This window comes from Rhodococcus sp. NPDC055112 (assembly GCF_053607505.1).
In genome coordinates this window covers 44,997-65,120 of record NZ_JBSGTR010000020.1, presented here as the reverse complement: position 1 = coordinate 65,120, position 20,124 = coordinate 44,997, and the positions used below count along the sequence as shown (strand labels likewise).

Annotated in this window: 20 protein-coding genes; 11 read left to right on the top strand and 9 right to left on the bottom strand. The window is 69.2% G+C overall.

Annotated elements, in window-relative coordinates:
- Window position 1: 1 nt before the first annotated feature.
- Window positions 2-325, bottom strand: a complete 324-nt coding sequence (locus ACWFRB_RS12155) for a type VII secretion target (protein ID WP_452641262.1) — start codon at window positions 323-325, stop codon at window positions 2-4.
- Window positions 326-423: 98 nt separating this feature from the next.
- Between ACWFRB_RS12155 and upp the strand changes: the two genes are divergently transcribed.
- The gene (gene upp / locus ACWFRB_RS12150) at window positions 424-1,053 is read left to right on the top strand and encodes a uracil phosphoribosyltransferase (protein ID WP_077040959.1); all 630 of its coding nucleotides are present in this window, start codon (window positions 424-426) and stop codon (window positions 1,051-1,053) included.
- A 3-nt stretch (window positions 1,054-1,056) separates the two neighbouring features.
- Here upp and ACWFRB_RS12145 read toward each other — a convergent pair whose 3' ends face one another.
- Together ACWFRB_RS12145 and ACWFRB_RS12140 are read right to left on the bottom strand one after the other, a co-directional pair.
- On the bottom strand, window positions 1,057-2,562 hold the full coding sequence (locus ACWFRB_RS12145; protein ID WP_452641260.1) for a phospho-sugar mutase: 1,506 nt from the start codon (window positions 2,560-2,562) through the stop codon (window positions 1,057-1,059).
- Between the two features lie 11 nt (window positions 2,563-2,573).
- Window positions 2,574-3,386, bottom strand: coding sequence for a purine-nucleoside phosphorylase (locus tag ACWFRB_RS12140; RefSeq protein WP_452641258.1), 813 nt, complete (start codon window positions 3,384-3,386; stop codon window positions 2,574-2,576).
- Window positions 3,387-3,404: 18 nt separating this feature from the next.
- Between ACWFRB_RS12140 and ACWFRB_RS12135 the strand changes: the two genes are divergently transcribed.
- The 3 genes from ACWFRB_RS12135 to ACWFRB_RS12125 are packed head-to-tail and all read left to right on the top strand — an operon-like array spanning window position 3,405 to window position 6,491.
- Window positions 3,405-4,103, top strand: a complete 699-nt coding sequence (locus ACWFRB_RS12135; RefSeq protein WP_452641256.1) for an enoyl-CoA hydratase/isomerase family protein — start codon at window positions 3,405-3,407, stop codon at window positions 4,101-4,103.
- Window positions 4,104-4,155: 52 nt separating this feature from the next.
- The gene (locus ACWFRB_RS12130; protein ID WP_452641255.1) at window positions 4,156-5,331 is read left to right on the top strand and encodes a M20 family metallopeptidase; all 1,176 of its coding nucleotides are present in this window, start codon (window positions 4,156-4,158) and stop codon (window positions 5,329-5,331) included.
- Window positions 5,328-6,491 (top strand): M20 family metallopeptidase, encoded by a 1,164-nt coding sequence (locus ACWFRB_RS12125; RefSeq protein WP_452641253.1) that lies wholly within the window; start codon window positions 5,328-5,330, stop codon window positions 6,489-6,491. Before ACWFRB_RS12130 ends, ACWFRB_RS12125 begins: the two co-directional genes overlap by 4 nt.
- On the opposite strand, the gene ACWFRB_RS12120 is transcribed toward ACWFRB_RS12125, so the two are convergent.
- Window positions 6,488-6,961: a gamma-glutamylcyclotransferase gene (locus ACWFRB_RS12120; RefSeq protein WP_452641252.1), complete on the bottom strand. Its 474-nt coding sequence runs from the start codon at window positions 6,959-6,961 to the stop codon at window positions 6,488-6,490. The two genes, ACWFRB_RS12125 and ACWFRB_RS12120, sit on opposite strands and share 4 nt — an antisense overlap.
- Window positions 6,962-7,125: 164 nt before the next feature.
- On the opposite strand from ACWFRB_RS12120, the gene ACWFRB_RS12115 reads away from it, so the two are divergent.
- Window positions 7,126-8,529, top strand: a complete 1,404-nt coding sequence (locus tag ACWFRB_RS12115; protein ID WP_452641251.1) for an NAD(P)H-quinone dehydrogenase — start codon at window positions 7,126-7,128, stop codon at window positions 8,527-8,529.
- A 211-nt stretch (window positions 8,530-8,740) separates the two neighbouring features.
- A complete protein-coding gene (locus tag ACWFRB_RS12110) occupies window positions 8,741-9,889 on the top strand; it encodes an aminotransferase-like domain-containing protein (RefSeq protein ID WP_452641279.1) in 1,149 nt (382 codons plus the stop codon).
- A gap of 30 nt (window positions 9,890-9,919) precedes the next feature.
- Here ACWFRB_RS12110 and ACWFRB_RS12105 read toward each other — a convergent pair whose 3' ends face one another.
- From ACWFRB_RS12105 to glpK, 3 genes are all read right to left on the bottom strand, one after another.
- On the bottom strand, window positions 9,920-10,243 hold the full coding sequence (locus tag ACWFRB_RS12105; RefSeq protein WP_452641250.1) for a hypothetical protein: 324 nt from the start codon (window positions 10,241-10,243) through the stop codon (window positions 9,920-9,922).
- Between the two features lie 113 nt (window positions 10,244-10,356).
- Complete coding sequence (locus tag ACWFRB_RS12100) at window positions 10,357-11,403, bottom strand: glycosyltransferase 87 family protein (protein WP_452641249.1); 1,047 nt, start codon at window positions 11,401-11,403, stop codon at window positions 10,357-10,359.
- A gap of 699 nt (window positions 11,404-12,102) precedes the next feature.
- A complete protein-coding gene (gene glpK / locus ACWFRB_RS12095) occupies window positions 12,103-13,599 on the bottom strand; it encodes a glycerol kinase GlpK (protein WP_452641248.1) in 1,497 nt (498 codons plus the stop codon).
- A gap of 161 nt (window positions 13,600-13,760) precedes the next feature.
- Between glpK and glpD the strand changes: the two genes are divergently transcribed.
- Window positions 13,761-15,494, top strand: a complete 1,734-nt coding sequence (glpD, locus tag ACWFRB_RS12090; protein ID WP_452641247.1) for a glycerol-3-phosphate dehydrogenase — start codon at window positions 13,761-13,763, stop codon at window positions 15,492-15,494.
- A gap of 32 nt (window positions 15,495-15,526) precedes the next feature.
- Here glpD and ACWFRB_RS12085 read toward each other — a convergent pair whose 3' ends face one another.
- Together ACWFRB_RS12085 and ACWFRB_RS12080 are read right to left on the bottom strand one after the other, a co-directional pair.
- Complete coding sequence (locus tag ACWFRB_RS12085; protein WP_452641246.1) at window positions 15,527-16,021, bottom strand: hypothetical protein; 495 nt, start codon at window positions 16,019-16,021, stop codon at window positions 15,527-15,529.
- 195 nt (window positions 16,022-16,216) lie between these two features.
- A complete protein-coding gene (locus tag ACWFRB_RS12080) occupies window positions 16,217-16,885 on the bottom strand; it encodes a TetR family transcriptional regulator (protein ID WP_452641245.1) in 669 nt (222 codons plus the stop codon).
- Between the two features lie 61 nt (window positions 16,886-16,946).
- Here ACWFRB_RS12080 and ACWFRB_RS12075 point away from each other — a divergent pair, with 61 nt between their 5' ends.
- From ACWFRB_RS12075 to ACWFRB_RS12060, 4 genes are all read left to right on the top strand, one after another.
- On the top strand, window positions 16,947-17,714 hold the full coding sequence (locus tag ACWFRB_RS12075; protein WP_452641244.1) for an SDR family NAD(P)-dependent oxidoreductase: 768 nt from the start codon (window positions 16,947-16,949) through the stop codon (window positions 17,712-17,714).
- A 28-nt stretch (window positions 17,715-17,742) separates the two neighbouring features.
- Complete coding sequence (locus ACWFRB_RS12070; protein WP_452641243.1) at window positions 17,743-18,330, top strand: TetR/AcrR family transcriptional regulator; 588 nt, start codon at window positions 17,743-17,745, stop codon at window positions 18,328-18,330.
- Between the two features lie 82 nt (window positions 18,331-18,412).
- Window positions 18,413-18,778, top strand: coding sequence for a PadR family transcriptional regulator (locus tag ACWFRB_RS12065; RefSeq protein ID WP_452641241.1), 366 nt, complete (start codon window positions 18,413-18,415; stop codon window positions 18,776-18,778).
- Window positions 18,775-20,124, top strand: coding sequence for a permease prefix domain 1-containing protein (locus tag ACWFRB_RS12060; protein WP_452641240.1), 1,350 nt, complete (start codon window positions 18,775-18,777; stop codon window positions 20,122-20,124). The genes ACWFRB_RS12065 and ACWFRB_RS12060 overlap by 4 nt, the downstream gene beginning before the upstream one ends.

Genomic DNA, 20,124 nt, shown 5'->3' with positions numbered 1-20,124 from the left:
CTCAGGCCTCCAGTCCGTTGCCCGTGGAGCTGAGTCCGGTGGCCGCGCCCAGGTCCGCGGAGTCGTACGCCGCGGCCGAGGCGTGCGCGGCCTCGCTCATGCTGCCCAGCGTCCGCGCGAGGTCGGTCAGCGCGGCCGCGTGGCCGCCGTGCGCCGCCGCGAAGGCGGCGACGAAATCGCCGCCGATCAGACCGAAGGCGGGTCCGAGCAGGACGGGGCCCGCCGCCGCCGTCCCGATCGCGGCGGTCTCGACCTGCGCCGCCATCGACGAGGCCGTCGCGCCGTAGGCGCGGATGCCCTCGGTCACGGCCGAAAATTCACTCATGTCGTTCCCCCGGGGTCAGAACTGTGCGTTACATGGTTGGACGCCGCCGCCGCCCTTCCGGTTCCATCGACCCGAATTCCCCGCATATTCTTCTCGTCATGGACACCCATGTGGTTGATCACCCGCTCGCCGCCTCGCTGCTGACCACGATGCGCGACGCGGGCACGGACAACCCGACCTTCCGCTCCGCGCTGCGCGAGCTGACCCAGATGCTCATCTACGAGGCCATCCGCGACGCCGAGATCGAGGTGTTCGAGGTGCAGACCCCCGTGGCACCCGCCCGCGGGGTCCGGCTGGCCACGCCGCCGTTGCTGGTGCCGGTGCTGCGTGCCGGGCTCGGCATGGTCGAGCAGGCGAGTTCGTTGATCCCGCAGTCACAGGTGGGCTTCGTCGGCATGGCCCGCGACGAGCAGACCCATCAGCCGGTCCCGTACCTCGAATCGCTGCCCGATGACCTGTCCGGGATCCCGGTGTACGTGCTCGACCCGATGCTCGCCACCGGCGGTTCGATGGTGCGCACCATCGAACTCCTCGTCACCAGGGGAGCGGTGGACATCACCGCGGTGTGCGTCGTCGCCGCCCCGGAAGGCGTCGCGGCACTGAAGGACTCGGGGTTCCCGGTCCGGTTGGTCACCGCGAGCATCGACGAGGGGCTCAACGACGACGCGTACATCGTCCCGGGTCTGGGCGACGCGGGGGACAGGCAGTTCGGCCCGCGCTGGATTTGAGCGTCACAGTTCGCGCGCGTAGGCGCGCAGCTCGCGCAGTCGGCTCTCGGCCTCGGCCCGCGCCCGGTCCAGGTCGGAGCGGTCGTCGACGTCCACGATGACCTCGAGGTAGCACTTGAGCTTGGGCTCGGTTCCTGACGGCCGCACCACCATTCGGGTGCGTTCGCCGCGCAGCACGACCGCGTCTGCGCGCAGCGCGCCGCGCCTGTCCAGCAGGTCCTCGGCGGTGACCTCGTCGCCTGCCAGCGACCGAGGCAGGTCGGCACGCAGTCGGGTCATCAGGTCCGCGAGCTCGCCCTGGTGTCCGACCCGCCGCGACACCTGGTCGCCCGCGTGCACCCCGAACTCGACCGCGTAGCCCTCGAGGACGTCCGTCAGGGACCGGCCCCGTGCCTTGAGCCCCGCCGTCAGGTCGGCAACCAGCACTGCCGCGGAGATGCCGTCCTTGTCGCGGACCGCCTCGGGGTCGACGCAGTGCCCGAGCGCCTCCTCGTAGGCGTAGGCCAGGCCCGCGCCTGCCCGGACAAGCCACTTGAAGCCGGTGAGCGTCTCGGCGAACCGGGCGCCCCTTGCCGCCGCCACCTTCGCGAGCAGCTGCGAGGACACGATCGTGGTCGCGACGAGCGGATCCGGTCCTACGGTGGCCAGCACGTGGTCGCCGAGCAGGACGCCGGTCTCGTCGCCGCGCAGCATCCGCCACCCGTCGGGTCCGGGGACGCCGACCGCGCACCGATCCGCGTCCGGGTCGAGCGCGATGGCGAGGTCGGCGCCGACGCTCTCGGCGAGTTCGAGCAGGGCGTCGGTGGCGCCGTCCTCCTCGGGATTGGGGAACCGCACGGTGGGGAAGTCGGGGTCCGGATCGAATTGGCTTGTCACCGTGTGCAGATCGGTGAAGCCCGCCGCGGTCAGGGCGGCGACCGCGGTGTCCCCGCCGACGCCGTGCAACGGGGTCAGTGCGATGCGCAGATCCCGGTTGCTCCCGCGCGGTAGCGCGGACACCCGCGCGAGGTACTCGGTGAGCAGCGCGTCGTCGGTGGGAGTGGCAGGGGCCCGGGGGACCGCGGCGGCGGGACCGACCGCCGCGATGGCGTGTTCGATCTCTCGGTCGGCGGGCGCGATGAGCTGTGCCCCGCCGTCCGTGTACACCTTGTAGCCGTTGTCCGTCGCGGGATTGTGCGAGGCGGTGATCTGGACTCCCGCTGCGGCGCGGAGCCTGCGGACGGCGAACGCCAGTACCGGTGTCGGCAGGGGTCGTGGCAGCACCACCACGTCGAATCCGGCGGCCGCGAGCACCTCCGCGGTCGCGGCGGCGAACTCCCGCGAACCGTGCCGCGCGTCCCGGCCGACCACCACGGTGGACCCGCCGAGGCAGCGGGCCTGCAACCAGGACGCCAGCCCGGCGGTGGTCCGGACGACGGTGTCGACGTTCATCGCGCCCGGCCCAGGACCCAGCGGTCCGCGCAGTCCGGCGGTGCCGAAGGTCAGCGGCGTCCCGCTCTCGTCGGTCACTGTCTCGTCCGTCACAGCCGGACGACCAGGTCGCGGAGCAGCTCGCCGATCCGGGCGGCGGACGCGGCGCCCGCCGCGAGTACCTCGGAGTGGTCGAGCGGTTCGCCGGTGATGCCCGCGGCCAGGTTGGTCACCAGCGACAGCCCCAGCACCCGCGCGCCGATCGCCCGGACCGCGATCGCCTCGTGCACGGTCGACATGCCGACCAGGTCGGCGCCGAGCACCCGCAGCATCCGGATCTCGGCGGGCGTCTCGTAATGCGGTCCCGGCAGGCCCGCGTACACGCCCTCGGCCAGTGTCGGGTCGATCTGCCGGGCGAGCGCGCGGAGGTCGGGGGAGTACGCGTCCACCATGTTCACGAACTCGGCGCCCACCAGCGGAGACCTGGCCGTCAGGTTCAGATGGTCGGAGATCAGGACCGGTGTGCCGACACTCATGCCCTCCCGGATCCCGCCCGCCGCGTTGGTCAGGATCACGGTCCCCGCGCCCGCGGCGCAGGCGGTCCGGACCGGGTGAACCACCCGGGTCAGGTCGTGCCCCTCGTAGGCGTGGGTGCGACCGAGCAGCAACAGCACCCGGGTGTCTCCGACGCGCACCGAGCGCACCTGCCCGGCGTGCCCGGACGCGGACGGCGCGGCGAAGCCGGGCAGTTCCGCCATTGGCACCGTGGCGGATGGGACACCGAACGCATCCGCTGCGGCCTGCCAACCGGAGCCGAGCACCACCGCCACGTCGTGGGCGGGTACACCGGTGCGTTCGGCGAGCACACTCGCGGCCCGCGCCGCGGTGCCGAACGGGTCGGCGGCCAAATCGGAATCGTCCATGGCCGCTATTGTGCCCATATGCCATTTCTTGAGCGCGACGGCGACGTATTCATCCTGTACCTCGGTGCCGAGGGTCAGACGGACAGCGAGAACCGCTTCCATCCGGACTGGATCACCGAGATCCACGCGAAGCTGGACGAGGTCGAGGCCCACGAGGGCCCCGCTGCCCTGGTCACCTACGCCACCGGCAAGTTCTACAGCAACGGTCTCGACACCGATTGGCTGTTCGGCAACCTCGACAAGTCGCACTGGTACCTGGACGAGGTGCACACCGTGTTCACCCGGCTGCTGGCCTTCCCGATGGTCACGGTCGCCGCCGTGCAGGGCCACGCGTTCGGGGCGGGCGCCATGCTCGCCACCTCGCAGGACCTGCGCGTGATGCGCGCGGACCGGGGTTTCTACAGCCTGCCGGAGGCGGCACTGAACATGCCGTTCACCATCGGCATGAACGCGCTGATGACGACCGCCCTGCCCCGCCAGACCGCCGTCGAGGCGATGACCACCAGCCGCCGGTACGGCGGACCGGACGCGCTTGCTGCCGGGATCGTGAACCAGACGGCGGACGGCGACGGCGTGCTGGCCGCAGCGGTGGCGCGGGCGGCGGCGTCGACGGCGCTGCACGGGCCTAACCTCGCCGGGATCAAGTCCGGTATCCACCGGCCGGTCATCGAGGCCTTCGCCGTGCCGACGGATCCGTCGAACCTCAGCTTCGGGTAGCCATCGGGCTCGAGCGGCGAGTGACGCCGGACACGGATGAGATACTGGAGCCGTGAATTCGGAAGTGGTCGGTGCGGTCGCGACAGCGGCGTCCGACCTCGTCGCGCTGTCGCATTCGATCCACGCGGAGCCGGAGCTCGCTTTCGAGGAGCATCGCAGCGCCGCAAAGGTCGCGGAGCTGCTCTCGCAGCGGGGTTTTGACATCGAGTTGCCGGTTGCCGAGCTGCCGACGGCGTTCACCGCGAGCTACGGCAGTGGCGACCTCGTCATCGGGATCCTCGCGGAGTACGACGCGCTGCCGGAGATCGGACACGCCTGCGGGCACAACATCATCGCGGCGTCTGCGGTCGGCGCGGGCCTCGCGCTCGCGCCGCTCGCGGACCGCCTCGGTATCACCGTCCGGGTGCTCGGCACCCCCGCCGAGGAAAGCGGCGGCGGCAAGGTGCTGATGCTCGAGCGCGGTGTTTTCGACGACCTCGGTGCGGCGATGATGGTCCACCCGGGCTCCGAGGACATCGCGGGCGCCACCTCGCTCGCGATGGCCGATCTGGCCGTTGTCTTCAGCGGCCGCGAGGCGCACGCCTCGGCCGCGCCGCAGCTCGGGCGCAATGCGGCCGATGCGGCCACCATCGCGCAGGTGGGTCTCGGACTGCTCCGTCAGCACCTGTCCGCGGGCCAGCAGATGCACGGGATCGTCAGCGACGGCGGGATCGCGCCGAATATCGTGCCCGCCAGGACCGAGATGCACTACTACCTGAGGGCGCAGACCGCGGACTCGCTCACCGAACTGACGGACCGGGCGCTGGCCTGCTTCGAGGCAGGCGCTCTTGCGGCCGGGTGCACGCACGAGATTCGTACCGTCTCACCGAACTACACCGAACTGCGGCCCGATCCGTGGCTGGTCCGGTCCTATCGTGAACTGATCGTGGAGATGGGGCGCAGGCCGTTGGCCCCGGCATTGGAAGGATCGCGTCCCTTGGGCAGCACAGATATGGGCAACGTCACGCACGTGTTGCCGGGGATCCACCCCGTGATCGGGATCGAGTCGGGTGGTGCGGCCACCCACCAACCGGCGTTCGCCGCGGCGTGTGTGACCGAGTCCGCCGACCGTGCGGTCACCGACGGCGCGGTGGCGCTGGCGGGCACCGCGATCCGTGCGGCGACCGACCCCGAACAGCGGGCGCGCCTGCTCGAGGGCGCTCAGCGGCGGGGGGTGGGCAGTCGATGACCGAGTGGATCGACCGCTGGGTCGCCGATCACACCGCGGATCTCTCGTCGTGGCGGCGCCACATCCACGCGCACCCGGAGCTCGCCCGGCACGAGTACGCCACCACCGAGTTCGTCGCGACCCGCCTGATCGCGGCCGGCCTGGCACCCGAGATCCTTCCCGGCGGAACCGGTTTGACCTGCGATATCGGCCCGGACGGCCCGCGGGTCGCGCTTCGGGCAGACATGGACGCGCTGCCGCTCCAGGAGGCCACAGGAGCGCCCTACGCGTCGACGGTAACCGGGGTCTCCCATGCGTGCGGCCACGACGCCCACACCACCATCCTGCTCGGCGCGGGCCTGGCGCTCGCGCAGGCGCCGGACCTGCCGGTCGGGGTGCGGCTGATCTTCCAGCCCGCCGAGGAGGTGATGCCCGGTGGCGCGCTGGATGCGGTGGCCGCCGGAGCTCTCAATGGTGTGTCGAGAATCTTTGCGCTGCACTGTGACCCGCGGCTGGAAGCGGGCCGCGTCGGCGTCCGGCTCGGTGCGATCACCTCCGCGGCGGACACCGTCGAACTGATCCTCGATTCCCCTGGCGGGCACACGTCCCGACCGCACCTGACCACCGACCTGGTGTACGCCCTCGGCACGGTCATCACCGGACTGCCGGGAATGCTGAGCAGGCGGATCGATCCGCGCACCAGCACCGTGATGGTGTGGGGCGCGGTCACCGCGGGTCAGGCTCCGAACGCGATCCCTCAGTCGGGCAGGCTGATCGGGACCGTCCGGACCGGCGACCACGACACCTGGGCGCTGCTCGAACCGATGGTCCACGAGATCGTGGACGGCCTGCTCGCGCCGACGGGGGTGCGCTATCAGCTCAACTACCGGCGCGGCGTGCCGCCGGTGGTGAACGACGAGGACTCCACCCGGATCTTCGAGAGCGCGATCGCCGCGATCGGACCGGACGCGAGGTCGGACACCCCGCAGTCGGGTGGCGGCGAGGACTTCTCGTGGTACCTCGAGGAGGTTCCCGGCGCCATGGCCCGCCTGGGGGTCTGGTCGGGAGTCGGGCCGCAGCTCGACATCCATCAGCCGACCTTCGACCTGGACGAGCGGGCCCTCGGGGTCGGCGTCCGGGTGCTGGCCAACCTGCCGCTGGCCGCGGCGGGCGTCATCTAACCGGAGTAGCCGGGGGTCCCTGGGCCCACGTTGCGGCTGTTGCGGGTCCGCAGGTCGCGGACGTACTCCGCGGGCGCTCCCGCGATCTCGGCGGCCTCGGCCATCACGCCGAGGTAGCGGGCGGAGGGCAGTCCGCCCTCGTAGGCGTCGAGGACGTAGAGCCAGGCCAGCACCGGTTCGCCGTCGGTGTCGACGCGGAGCCGGATCTTGCGGTGGATGCCGAGCTCGGAGCCCTCCCACCGGTCGAGGCTCATCTCGTCCTCGTCGGGGACGTCGTAGAGCACCACGAAGACGCTGGAGTCGGGGTCCTCGACGACGGTGGCCAGCGCGCCTTCCCAGCCGATGTCGCCGCCGCTGAAGGTCAATCGCCAACCTTGCAGCCAGCCCGTTCCCGCCATCGGCGAGTGCGGGCAGCGCTTGAGCATCTGCTCCGGATGCATGTTGGATCCGTAAGCGGCGTAGATCGGCACGGCGAAAGCCTAAACCGTGTCGGGGCGACTGTAGAACCGCACACAGCAAAACGGAACCCGTTCGCCGCAGGGAACCGGTGCCGACGTGCGTCGGAGCGGGCCGGTGCAATAGCGTGGAACGCACCGACACCCTGCGTAACAGCTCCCGAACAACTGGAGGATGAATGACCCGGATCGTGATCATTGGCGGCGGACCGGCCGGGTATGAGGCGGCGCTCGTCGCCGCCCAGCACGGTGCGTCGGTTTCGCTGATCGATTGCGACGGGGTCGGCGGTGCCTGCGTGTTGTGGGACTGTGTGCCGTCGAAGACGTTCATCGCCTCGACCGGGGTGCGCACGGACATGCGCCGGGCCGCCGACCTGGGCATCAGCCTCGAGCCGTCCCAGGCCACCATCTCACTGCCGCAGATCCACTCCCGGGTCAAGAGCCTCGCGCAGGCCCAGTCCTCGGACATCAGGGATCGGCTCCAGACCGTCGGCGTCGAGCTGCTCGTCGGACACGGGGAGCTGATCGACCAGGAGCTCGGGATGGCGGCTCACCAGGTGAAGGCGACCCTGCACGACGGCGGCGAGCGGGTGCTCGACGCGGACGTGGTGCTGATCGCCACCGGCGCCAGCCCCCGCGTCCTGCCGACGGCCAAGCCGGACGGCGAGCGCATCCTGAACTGGCGTCAGCTCTACGACCTCGATTCGCTGCCCGAGCACCTGGTGGTGGTCGGTTCGGGCGTGACAGGCGCCGAGTTCGTCTCCGCCTACACCGAGATGGGCGTCAAGGTGACGATGGTCTCGAGCCGCGACCGGGTGCTGCCGCACGAGGACGCGGACGCGGCCCTCGTCCTCGAGGAAGCGCTGTCCGAGCGCGGTGTGACCCTGGTCAAGCACGCCCGCGCCGACTCCGTCGAGCGCACCGCGGACGGCATCGCGGTGACGCTGGCCGACGGTCGGGTGGTCACCGGCAGCCACGCCCTGATGACGGTCGGCTCCATCCCCAACACCAACGGTCTCGGCCTCGAGCGGGTGGGCATCGAGCTCGACCCGGGCGGCTACCTGCGGGTGGACCGCGTCTCGCGGACGGCGGTGTCGGGGATCTACGCGGCGGGCGACTGCACCGGACTGCTGCCGCTGGCCTCCGTCGCGGCGATGCAGGGCCGGATCGCGATGTACCACGCCCTCGGCGAGGGCGTGAGCCCCATCAAGCTCAAGACCGTCGCCTCCGCGGTGTTCACCCGTCCCGAGATCGCCACCGTCGGCGTCAGCCAGGCCTCGATCGACGACGGCGAGGTGCCTGCGCGCACCGTGATGCTCCCGCTGAACACCAACCCGCGGGCCAAGATGTCCGGACTGCGCCGCGGCTTCGTGAAGATCTTCTGTCGCCCGGCCACCGGCGTGGTCATTGGCGGGGTCGTGGTCGCCCCGACCGCCTCGGAGTTGATCCTCCCGATCGCCATCGCGGTGCAGAACAACCTGTCGGTGAACGATCTGGCGCAGACCTTCTCGGTGTACCCGTCGCTGACCGGATCCATCACCGAGGCCGCCCGTCAGTTGATGCGCCACGACGACCTCGACTGACCCCCGTCGGTCCCACGATGCGATACGAAGGGTTCATATCGTGGGCCTGCCTGTGTGATAGTCGATGGTGCCGGCCGCGACCATCGGCCCCCGCTTCGGCGCCTCCCGCCCCGCAGACCCGGGACGACCAGGTGTTTTTGCCTCGTCCTGTCCCCAGTCTGCCCCGGGAGGTCTCGTGTCCCCGTCCCCACACCCCGCGTTCGCACGCCGCATGAACGGGCTGCGCAGCTCGGCGATCCGGGATCTGCTCACCATCACCGCCCGTCCCGAGATCGTCAGCCTGGCAGGCGGGCTTCCCGACCCCGAGCTGATTCCGCGGGAGCGGATCCGCGAGGCGAGCGAGGTGGTGCTCGCGCGACCGGACGCGGTCCAGTACACCGAGACCGCGGGTTGGTTCGGCCTGCGCGAGGTGATCGCCGCGCGGGAGTCCGCGGCCGGATCGCGCTCGGTGGACCCGCGCGAGGTGGTGGTGACCCACGGATCCCAGCAGGCGCTGAGCCTGCTCGCCCAGGTGTTGCTCGACCCCGGCGCCACGGTCGTCGTCGAGGAACCCGCCTACACCGGTGCCCTCCAGGTGTTTCGCCTCGCCGAGGCGAGGATCCTGACGGTGCCGCTCGACGCGGACGGGATGCGCACCGACCACCTGGAGGAGCTCCTCGCCGCGGGCGAACGGCCCACGCTGGTGCACACGGTGAGCAACTTCCACAACCCCGGCAGCGCGACGATGTCCGTCGCGCGCAGGCGGCATCTCGCGGAGCTCGCCGAGGCGTACGGATTCTGGGTGATCGAGGACGACCCGTACGGCGAGATCTGGTTCGACGCCGCGCCACCCGCACCGGTCGCGGACCACTCGGACCGGGTCATCCGGCTCTCGAGCGCGTCGAAGATCCTGGCGCCGGCGCTGCGGGTCGGGTGGCTGCGTGGCCCCCGCGCGGTCTGCGAGGCCGTCGAGTTGGTCAAGCAGGGCGCGGACCTGTGTGGCGGGGCGCTGACGCAGCAGATCGCGGCGACCATGCTGGCCGACACGCCGTGGCTGGCCGGGCACCTGGAGCGGATCCGCGCCGTCTACGGTTCCCGCGCCAGGGCGCTCGCCGCGGCGGTCACCGGCGCCTTCGGTGACGCCGTGTCCGCGACCGAGATCGGCGGCGGCATGTTCTGCTGGCTCGAGTTCCGCGACGGCACCGACACCGGGCTGCTCCTGGCGGCCGCGCTCGACCACGGCGTCGCCTTCGTGCCCGGGTCGGCCTTTGCCGTCGGCGGTGACCATCGGGGCACCGCGCGGCTGTGCTTCACCACCAATGACGAGTCCACCCTTGGTGACGCGATCGGCAGGCTGGCGGCCGCGCACGGCGGCCGCTGAATCAGTTTCCGTCCGGACTGGGCTACGAAATCAGAACGTGGCCGGATCCCAGAAGTACACATGTCCAGTGAATGGGCCGGCGAAGGGAGCGTTGAGACGGTGCCTGTTGCCCCGCGGATCGAGCTGGTATCCACCGATTAGGCCGTGGACACCGGTGCAGTAGATGTTGTCCGTGCCGAAGGGGCTGAACACGACCCTGTTGGTTGTGTTCCAGGCGTCCGGAGCGATCGGCACCCGAAACATCTGACTGCACGGCGCGTGCTCGCCGGGTGCTTGAGCGGAAGCACTAGGCGCTAGGACGGCGCCGATTCCGATCGCCATCGCACCCGCTGCCACCAACATCTTGCGATTCATGCAAGTTCCTGCCCACGGTGAAAAGGAAACGGTCATTCTGTTTTTCGGACCTGGCGTGATCGTCGTTACGTGTGTAGGTATCGACAGGCGGGGGACCGCTTTGCCGGCCCCGCTTACGCCGTCGTAATGCGAGCAGGTTCACTGTGTTGTTGTTCAATCTCCTGTCTGCCACTTCGAGCAAGCATCGCGAGCGCGCCGGCAACCACGCAGATGTATGCGATGACGTAGATGTTTGCCAGGAGTGCTTTGGTGACCGGCCACCACGGCGGGAAGAGGAACAGGCCGATCACCACGTTGGACTCGTCCCACCTGTACGGCCATGCTCCCGCCGCCACGTACAGCCCGGCGGCCGCGGTCCACCACCAGGGCTGAATCAACGCCCGGTGCACAAGGTAGATCAGCAGGGGAACGAACCACACCCAGTGATGGCTCCATGAAAAGGGAGACACGGCTGACGCTGTCAGCCCGGAGAGCGTTACCGACAGGAGGACTTCGTCGATTCGATACAGCCGCACAGCAATCGTCAGACCAACGACAGCGACGATCCCCGCTACCGCGATCCAAAGCCACATGGGTGCAGGCTGACCGGTTAGGTGTGCGATGGCGCCGCGGATCGACTGGTTCGACGGGTGCCTGTCGTCCGCGATCCGAGTCGACTGAAAGAACGTTGACGTCCAGTATTGGCGGGAATCGACGGGTAGGACGAGCCACGTCAACGCAATTGACGCGACAAACACCATTGAGGCAGTTGCGGCCGCTCGCCATTGACGGTATACGGCGAACAGGGCGATGAAGTAGACGGGCGTGAGCTTGATGCCTGCGGCCAACCCGACCCCGAGGCCACGCAACCGGCCGTGGTTGTCTCGTGAGAAGTCCCAGAGCACCAACAGCATGAGCACGAGGTTGATCTGCCCGTAGAACAGCGTTGTCCGAACGGGTTCAAGGAAAGTGCACGTCAGCGCGAGTGCTGCACTGGCCGCTCCGAGTCTCGGAGTGGGCCTGTAGCCGAGCATCTTCCAGCACAGCAGGATGCATGCAACCAGAACGCCCAGGTTAAAGGCCATCCATACGTTGTTGACGTAGCCCCCGGGAATCTCCCAGATCGGGATGAACACGATGGTGGAGAAGGGCGTGTAGGTGTAGAGCAGTCCGAAGATCATCGGTTCGGTATAGAGGGGGCGCCCATCGAGGATTCGCCGAGCGCCGTCTCTGTAGACGTGTAGATCCGCGCCTCCGGCGAGTATGCCCGACCCGTTCATCCAGGGATCAACCAAAGTGAGAACAAGGAATACGGATAGAACCGCGCTTGCGGCAAGCGCGAGCAGCGGAGTCTTCCCGGGAGGGAACTGCAACGAAAGTGGCGGCGTCGACTTCGGCCTATCCACGAGGCAGAAATGCGGCGCGAAAAGTGCCCACCGATGCAATCGCGGCCGGCTGTCTCATCAGTGATTTGCGCATTGTCGAACTACCCCCCACAGGTCTTCGCTACTTAGGCTACGCATCATTGATGCTACAAGTCGGGGTGGCTTGTCTGATTGGGTTATGGTTTCGTTACATAAATCCTAGGCCGGGTGTGTGGGCAGAGCATGCCTCACCGCGAACGGCCGGCCCTTGCGGCACAGGTCATCGCCCAAATCGAAGCGTACGGCGCGCGTCGCCGTCTCGGTCCGCACCGTCAGCCGGCAACTGGTGCGCCTCGGACGGAACCGACGCAGATTCCTCGAACAGACCGGAGCCGATAACCGTCAGCCCACGGCCACCATCGTCGCCAGATATCCGGCGGCGTTCGACCGCACACCGTCGCCGGGAACCGGCCACGAGCGACCCGACTCCACGCGTGTCATCAACGTCGTGAGCTCCTAGTCGACCCAGTCGTAGGTCCGCTCGACGGCCTTGTTCCACTCCCGGTACAGCCGATCACGCTCGGCCGCGGCCATGGTGGGCTCCCAGGTGCGCCCGACGGCCCAGTTGTTGCGGATGTCGTCCTCGCCGGCCCAGAACCCGACCGCGAGCCCGGCGGCGTAGGCGGCGCCGAGCGCGGTGGTCTCGTTGACCACCGGCCGGATCACCGGGACGTCGAGGATGTCGGACTGGAACTGCATCAGGATCTCGTTGAGCACCATGCCGCCGTCCACCTTCAGTGCGGTGAGCTCGACACCGGAGTCGGCGAGGCACGCCTCGAGGACCTCGCGGGTCTGAAAGGCGGTGGCCTCCAGCGCGGCCCGTGCGAGGTGCCCCTTGTTGACGAACCTGGTCAGTCCCACGATCGCCCCGCGCGCGTCGGGGCGCCACCGCGGCGCGAACAGGCCGGAGAAGGCGGGCACGAAGTACGCCCCGCCGTTGTCCTCCACGCTGGCGGCGAGTCCCTCGATCTCTTTGGCGGAGTTGATGATCCCGAGGTTGTCCCGCAGCCACTGGATGAGCGATCCGGTGACCGCCACCGAACCCTCGAGCGCGTACACGGCCGGCGCGTCGCCGATCCGGTAGCAGACGGTGGTGAGGAGCCCGTTGTTGCTCGGCATCGGTGTGGTGCCGGTGTTGAGCAGCAGGAAGTTGCCGGTGCCGTAAGTGTTCTTGGCCTCACCGACGCTCAGGCAGGCCTGCCCGAAGGTGGCGGCCTGCTGGTCGCCGAGGATGCCCGCGATCGGCACCCCGGCCAGGATGCCGCGCTCGCGAACCTGCGCGTACACCTCGGAGGAACTGCGGATCTGCGGCAGCATCGAGGTCGGGATCCGGAACTCGGCGCAGATCTGCTCGTCCCAGGCGAGCGTCCGCAGGTCCATCAGCATGGTCCGGGACGCGTTGGTCGGATCCGTGACGTGCAGGCCGCCGTCCGCGCCGCCGGTGAGGTGCCACAGGATCCAGGTGTCCATCGTGCCGAAGCAGAGCTCGCCCGCCTCGGCCCGCTCACGGGCCCCCTCGACGTTGTCGAGGATCCAGCGGATCTTGGGGCCGGAGAAGTAGGTGGACAGGGGCAGTCCGGTGCGCTCGCGGTAGCGTCCGGGTCCCTCGTCGCCCGCGAGTTCGGTGCAGAGTTCGTCGGTGCGGGTGTCCTGCCAGACGATCGCGTTGTACACCGGCTTGCCGGTGCGGCGGTCCCAGGCGACGGTGGTCTCTCGCTGGTTCGTGATGCCGACCGCGGCGATGTCGTGTCGGGTCAGATCCTTCTTGGCCAGCGCGGCCGCAACCACCTCGCGGGTGGCCCGCCAGATCTCCTCCGGATCGTGCTCGACCCACCCGGCACGCGGGAAGATCTGCTCGTGTTCCTTCTGGGCGGAGGCGACCACCAGCCCGTCATGATCGAAGATCATGCATCGGCTCGAGGTGGTGCCCTGGTCGATCGCGGCGACATACACGGCTAAAAGCTACTAAAGCGCGCCTCACAATTCACGTCGATCGTGAGACGCCGCCCATCTCGGGCGTCCCGGTCCTGGATACCACCCGTTCGAAGCAGCGAAGACGGGTCGACATGGCCTAGCCTTGGTGCTGATTCGTCGACAATTCACAGGAGCAGGCGTTGAGCAAGCAATCGGGAGCACAGTTTCTGGGCCCGCAACAGCGTAAGGATGCCTGGGACCAGTTGGGTTCCGAGCAATTCGACATCGTTGTCGTCGGTGGCGGAGTCGTGGGCTCCGGCATCGCGCTCGACGCCGCCACCAGGGGGCTGCGGGTCGCCCTGGTCGAGGCGCGTGACTACGCCTCCGGCACCTCGTCGCGGTCGTCGAAGATGTTCCACGGCGGCCTGCGCTACCTGGAGCAGCTCGAATTCGGACTGGTGCGTGAGGCTTTGCGCGAGCGCGAGCTCTCGCTGTCGACGCTCGCCCCGCACCTCGTCAAGCCGTTGCAGTTCCTGTTCCCGATCACCCATCGGGTGTGGGAGCGCCCGTACATGGCGGCCGGGATCTTCCTCTACGACACCATGGGCGGCGCCAAGTCGGTGCCTGCGCAGAAGCACCTCACCCGGTCCGGCGCGCTCCGACTGTCCCCCAGCCTCAAGCGGAGCTCGATGGTCGGTGGAATCCGCTACTACGACACCGTCGTCGACGACGCCCGCCACACCATGACGGTGGCCCGCACCGCCGCGCACTACGGCGCGGTGGTCCGCACCTCGACGCAGGTGGTCGGGTTCCTGCGCGAGGCCGACCGGGTTTCCGGTGTGCGGGTGCGGGATTCGGAGGACGGCAGCACCGCGGAGGTCCGCGGTCACGTCGTCATCAACGCCACCGGCGTGTGGACCGACGAGATCCAGGCGCTGTCCAACCAGCGTGGACGGTTCCGTGTGCGCGCGAGCAAGGGGGTGCACATCGTGGTGCCCCGCGACCGGATCGTCAGCGAGGCGGCGATCATCCTGCGCACGGAGAAGTCGGTGCTGTTCGTGATCCCGTGGGGTAACCACTGGATCATCGGGACCACCGACACCGACTGGAATCTCGACCTCGCCCATCCGGCCGCCACCAAGGCGGACATCGACTACATCCTGGGCCACGTGAACAAGGTGCTGGTCACCCCGCTGACCCACGACGACATCGACGGCGTGTACGCCGGGCTGCGGCCGTTGCTCGCGGGGGAGAGCGACGAGACGTCCAAGCTCTCACGCGAGCACGCGGTGGCGCGGGTCGCGCCGGGACTCGTGGCGATCGCCGGTGGCAAGTACACGACGTACCGGGTGATGGCGGAGGACGCCGTCGACATGGCATCCGAGGACATTCCGGCCCGCGTCGCGCCCTCGATCACCGAGAAGGTGCCGCTGGTCGGGGCGGACGGCTACTTCGCGTTGGTGAACCAGACGACCGCGGTCGGTCAGCAGTACGGGCTGCATCCGTACCGGGTCAAGCACCTGCTCGACCGCTACGGCTCGCTGATTCACGAGGTGCTCGACCTCGCGGCGGATACCCCGGAACTGCTGCAGCCGATCACCGATGCGCCCGACTACCTCCAGGTCGAGGCGGTGTACGCGGCCGCGGCCGAGGGCGCGCTGCATCTCGAGGACATCCTCGCGCGTCGCACCCGGATCTCGATCGAGTACGCGCACCGCGGGGTGAACTGCGCCGAGCAGGTCGCGCAGCTGGTGGCGCCGGTGCTCGGCTGGGATGCGGCCACCGTTGACCGTGAGGTGGAGACCTACCGGGCGCGGGTCGAGGCGGAGGTCCATTCCCAGGCGGAGCCCGACGACTCCTCTGCCGACGCCCTGCGGGTCGCCGCGCCCGAGGCGCGGGCGGAGATCCTGGAGCCGGTCCCGATCTCGCGCTGATCGCGGGCTGGGCGGCGAGGGCTCGGCGGGGGTCAGTGCGTGAGGAAGAGCTTCACCGCGACCACCGCGATCGCGACGAAGGCCAGCACGAAGCAGGCCCTCAGGCTGCGCCTGCTGAGCTTTTCGCCGCGAAGCCGCGTGATGACGATGCCGAGGCCGGCGATGCGGCTGACCACCCAGAGCTCGGCGAGCAGCAGCGCGGTCTGCTGTTCGAACGCGCCGAGTGCGCTGAGCCCGACGACCGCGGCCGGGACGAGTCCTGACGTCAGGATGGGCACCGAGTCGCGGAGCTCCTCGAGGTGTTCGGCAGTGGTCAGCGGGCGCCCGATTCGGGCGCTTCTCCCGACCGATTCGGCGAAGGCGTGCGCGACGAAGGTCGACAGCGAGGTGCCGATGACGACCAGTGCGGCGTGGGTGGTGCTCGCGTTGTTCAGCGGGATGAGCGCGGTGAGCACCAGGATGTTCCCGTAGACGTACGCGCTGATTCGGCTCGCGGAGTCCTCGACATCCAGGGGGGTTCGCTCCATGGACGTAGAGCTTTCCACGTCCGGGTGGGTCAACGCGTGCGGACCACGGTCGAGGGAACCGAACGGGCGGCGAGGCCGGACAGGGCCATGGCGGTCAGGACGAGGAAGACGAGCGGGAATGTGATCATGCCTCAAGGATCGCGGGCGAACCCTTGATGCACATCAGCGCCAGGTGTGAACTCGCTGAGAGTCGGGTCATCCCTGAGGTGGACGCAGACCGGCGGTGAGCGTCCGGATGCACCGCGCGACTATCTCGGCGGGAGTGCCGTCGCTTCCTGCGGCGGCATCCGAATCCGCCCAGGTCTGGATGGCGATGCGCATGGCGGTGTTGCCCGCCACCGCCATCAGCCGCACGTCCAGTGGGTCGGCGTCGGGGCCCATCAGGTCACGCAGCACCCCGACGAGGGACTCCTCCGTGTCGTTGACGATCCGGAACCAGACGGATTCGAGCCCGGGGTCGCCTGGGATCGCCCGGAAGAGTTCGTGCGTGAGCCGGAGCGAAGCGAGGCCGGCCTGGTCGGTGCGGGAGAGGACGCGGCGCGCGGACCGCTCGAGTGCCTCGGCCGCCGGCAGGTCCCTGGGACCACGGGCCAGGTCGTGGATCCAGTCCCGGACGCCGCCCGCGAGCATCGGGGCGACCGCCTCCTCCTTGGTCCGGAAGTACCGGTAGAAGGTCCGCAGGCTGATTCCTGCGGCGTTCGCGATGTCCTCTGCCGTGACCGCCGAGGCGCCCCGTGCGGCGAACAGCTCGGCGGCGCAGTGCGCGATCTCGAGCTGGGTCTGGAGTCGCCGTCGCTCGGTGAGAGGGAGGGGGGCTTGTGCGCCGGGGTCCGCCATGGTCACCATCATGGCACGTTGTGCCATCTCGGCGTAACGTGCAACTGAGACCGGGAACACAAACCACCCAGCAGAAGGAGATCAGTTCATGAACCGCTTCGAGGGCCGCAAGACGCTCATCACCGGGGCCGGATCCGGCATCGGTCAGGCGACGGTCGCCCGGATTCTCGCGGAGGGTGGCGTGGTCGCCGCCGCCGATGTGTCCGAGGAGGGCCTCGCGGTCACGCGCGCCCGCGCCGAGGAGGCCGGAGTCGCGGATCGGCTCACCACCGTCGTCGTCGACATCTCGAACGAGACGTCGGTACACGAGGCCATCGGCGGCGCGATCAAGGACCTCGGCGGGCTGCAGGTGCTGGTCAACGCCGCGGGCATCCTGCGCGCCTCGCACACGCACGAGACGAGCCTCGATGCCTGGAACACCGTGGTCGGCATCAACCTCACCGGCACCTTCCTCGTCACCCGCGAGGCCCTGCCCGCGCTGGTCGAGAACGGCAAGGGCGTCGTGGTGAACTTCAGCTCCACCTCGGCGTCGTTCGCGCACCCGTACATGGCGGCGTACGCGGCCACAAAGGGCGGCATCCGGTCCTTCACCCACGCCATCGCCCTCGAGTACGCCAAGGCGGGCCTGCGCGCGGTCGCGGTCGAGCCGGGCAGCATCGCCTCCGGCATGACCAGCAACCCGGGCTTCCCGGAGCACGATCTGGACCCGACCCTGATCGGCAAGCTCTACCCGTGGATCGGCGAGGGTTTCGCGCCGCCGGAGGACGTCGCGGGCGTGATCGCGATGCTCGCCTCCGACGACGGAAAGTTCGTCACCGGCACCGAGATTCGCATCGACGGCGGCACCCACATGTGATCGACCGGGCCCGAATACACTGGGTCCGATGAGCACCACCGACCGCCCCGGCCTCGATCAGCGCCGTCTGCAGCGACGGACACGCCTGCTCGAGGTCGGGGTGGATCTGCTCGGTGCGGCCGGCGGGCCCGCGGTGAGCGTGCGCGCGGCGTGCCGCGCGGCCGGGGTCACCGAGCGGTATTTCTACGAGAGCTTCGATGACCGCGACGCCTACATCCGCGGGGTGTACGCGGAGGTGGGTGAGCGGTCCCGCGACGCGCTGGTGTCCGCGGTCGCGGGCGCCGAGACGCCGACGGAGATCGCGGAACTCGCGGTCCGCGCGTTCGTGGCCCTCGTCCTCGACCACCCAGAAGCAGGCCGGGTCCTGTTGCTGGCGCCGCTGCGAGAACCCGCGCTGGGCGGACGCGGCCTGGAGCTTGCCCCCAGTTTCGTTGTGCTGGTGCAGGATCAACTGCAAGACATCGTCGATCCCGACGAACGTGCCCTGCGAGCGCTCGGTCTCGTCGGCGCCCTCACGAGTCTGTTCATCGGTTACCTCGACGGCACGGTGACCGTGCCCCGCGAGACCCTGATCAGGCACTGCCTCGGACTGCTGGACCGCGCCGCCCGCCAGTGACCGGCGTCGGTTCGCATGTCCCCGACCGGTATACCTAGAGCTGCTAGGGTCCATACCTAGCAGATCTAGGTATGGAGGTGCCGTGCACATCGACAAGGACTTGGTGGCCGCCTCGGCGACGCTGCTCGTGCTGGGCATCCTGATGGACGGCGAGTCGTACGGATACGCCATCCTCAAGCGGGTCCACGATCTGTCCGGTGGGCAGATCCAGTGGACGGACGGGATGCTTTACCCGTTGCTGCATCGTCTGGAGCGGTCCGGGTATGTCTCGGCGTCGTGGGGAACATCGGAGGCGGGGCGCCGGCGCAAGCACTACACGATCACCGAGGCGGGCCGCGGCGTGCTCGCCGAGCGGCGTGGCCAGTGGGACGTCGTCGCGGGCGCGCTGAACCAGGTGTGGCGCAGCGCGCAACTGCCGCCGACGGCCGTCGCGCCGGGGTGGGCATGACGGCCGACGCCGCGCTGGAGTCCCAGATAGGCCAGTGGCGCGGCTACGTCGAGCGGCATCGCGTGATCTCGTCCGCGGACGTCGACGAGATGGAAGACCATCTGCGCGAACGGATCTCGGACCTCACCGCCGCGGGCCTGGCCGACGACGAGGCCTTCCTCGTCGCGGTCAAACGGATGGGCAGCGTGGACGCCATCTCCCGTGAGTTCGCCCGGGAGCACTCCGAACGGCTCTGGAAGCAGTTGGTGCTCGTCCAGGCGGAGACCGGCGCGAGCTCGCGCCCGCCCCGTCGTGAGCTGTTCGTCGTCCTCGTGCTGGCACTGTGCGCGGGTGTCACGCTCGAGTTGGCGCGATGGGCGCACCTGGACGACCACGTCTTCGCGCGCAACGTCAGCGTGTTCATCCTGCCCTTCCTCGCGGGCTACTTCGCGTGGAAGCGCCGGGTGAGCGCCCGGGTCGCGGCCGCGCTCACGGTGCCGTTCGCAGGGGTCGCGTTGGTGCTGAACCTCTTTCCGTTCGATCCGGAGGGATCGACCGAACTGATCGCCGCGATCCACGCACCGGTCGTACTGTGGTTCGCCGTCGGTCTGGCGTACGTCGGCGGCGACTGGCGCTCCGACCGCAGGCGGATGGACTTCATCAGGTTCACCGGCGAATGGGTCGTCTACCTGACCCTCCTCGCGCTCGGCGGCGGCGTCCTCATCGGGTTGACGATCGGCGCATTCTCCTCGCTCGGCACCGACATGGAGTGGGTGATCGAGGACTGGGTGCTGCCGTTCGGTGCGGCCGGTGCCGTCGTCGTCGCGGCGTGGCTCGTCGAGGCGAAACAGAGCGTGGTGGAGAACATCGCGCCCGTCCTGACCCGCGTGTTCACGCCGATCACGATCGTGATGCTGCTGGTCCTGCTCGTTGCGTTCGCGGTGGACGGCAACGTCGCCGATGTCGACCGGAACCTGCTGATCCTGATGGATCTGATCCTCGTGGTTGTGCTGGGACTGGTGCTGTACGCGACGTCGGCGCGGGACCCGTTGGCGCCGCCGGACCTGTTCGACCGGCTCCAGCTGGTGCTCGTCGTCAGCGCGCTGGCCGTCGACCTGATGATGCTGGCGGCGATGCTGACCCGGATCGCGGAGTTCGGTTTCACGCCGAACAAGGTGGTCGCGCTGGGACTGAATCTCGTCCTGCTCGTCAATCTCGTGTGGTCGGCCCGCCTGGTGCTCGGATTCGTCCGCGGCCGAGTCGGATTCGAGTCGATTGAGCGCTGGCAGACCCGCTACCTGCCCGTGTTCGGGGGATGGGCGGTACTCGTCGTCCTGCTGGTGCCACCGCTTTTCGGCTTCGTGTGA

Excerpts from the sequence above, each read along its gene's own strand:
- ACWFRB_RS12075 (WP_452641244.1), top strand. The coding sequence starts at position 16,947 with ATGAACCGCTTCGAGGGCCGCAAGACGCTCATCACCGGGGCCGGATCC.
- ACWFRB_RS12060 (WP_452641240.1), top strand. The coding sequence starts at position 18,775 with ATGACGGCCGACGCCGCGCTGGAGTCCCAGATAGGCCAGTGGCGCGGC.
- upp (WP_077040959.1), top strand. The coding sequence starts at position 424 with ATGGACACCCATGTGGTTGATCACCCGCTCGCCGCCTCGCTGCTGACC.
- ACWFRB_RS12140 (WP_452641258.1), bottom strand. The coding sequence starts at position 3,386 with ATGGACGATTCCGATTTGGCCGCCGACCCGTTCGGCACCGCGGCGCGG.
- ACWFRB_RS12070 (WP_452641243.1), top strand. The coding sequence starts at position 17,743 with ATGAGCACCACCGACCGCCCCGGCCTCGATCAGCGCCGTCTGCAGCGA.
- ACWFRB_RS12135 (WP_452641256.1), top strand. The coding sequence starts at position 3,405 with ATGCCATTTCTTGAGCGCGACGGCGACGTATTCATCCTGTACCTCGGT.
- ACWFRB_RS12080 (WP_452641245.1), bottom strand. The coding sequence starts at position 16,885 with ATGGCACAACGTGCCATGATGGTGACCATGGCGGACCCCGGCGCACAA.
- ACWFRB_RS12110 (WP_452641279.1), top strand. The coding sequence starts at position 8,741 with ATGAACGGGCTGCGCAGCTCGGCGATCCGGGATCTGCTCACCATCACC.
- ACWFRB_RS12155 (WP_452641262.1), bottom strand. The coding sequence starts at position 325 with ATGAGTGAATTTTCGGCCGTGACCGAGGGCATCCGCGCCTACGGCGCG.
- ACWFRB_RS12105 (WP_452641250.1), bottom strand. The coding sequence starts at position 10,243 with ATGAATCGCAAGATGTTGGTGGCAGCGGGTGCGATGGCGATCGGAATC.
- ACWFRB_RS12085 (WP_452641246.1), bottom strand. The coding sequence starts at position 16,021 with ATGGAGCGAACCCCCCTGGATGTCGAGGACTCCGCGAGCCGAATCAGC.
- ACWFRB_RS12125 (WP_452641253.1), top strand. The coding sequence starts at position 5,328 with ATGACCGAGTGGATCGACCGCTGGGTCGCCGATCACACCGCGGATCTC.
- ACWFRB_RS12100 (WP_452641249.1), bottom strand. The coding sequence starts at position 11,403 with ATGATCTTCGGACTGCTCTACACCTACACGCCCTTCTCCACCATCGTG.
- ACWFRB_RS12115 (WP_452641251.1), top strand. The coding sequence starts at position 7,126 with ATGACCCGGATCGTGATCATTGGCGGCGGACCGGCCGGGTATGAGGCG.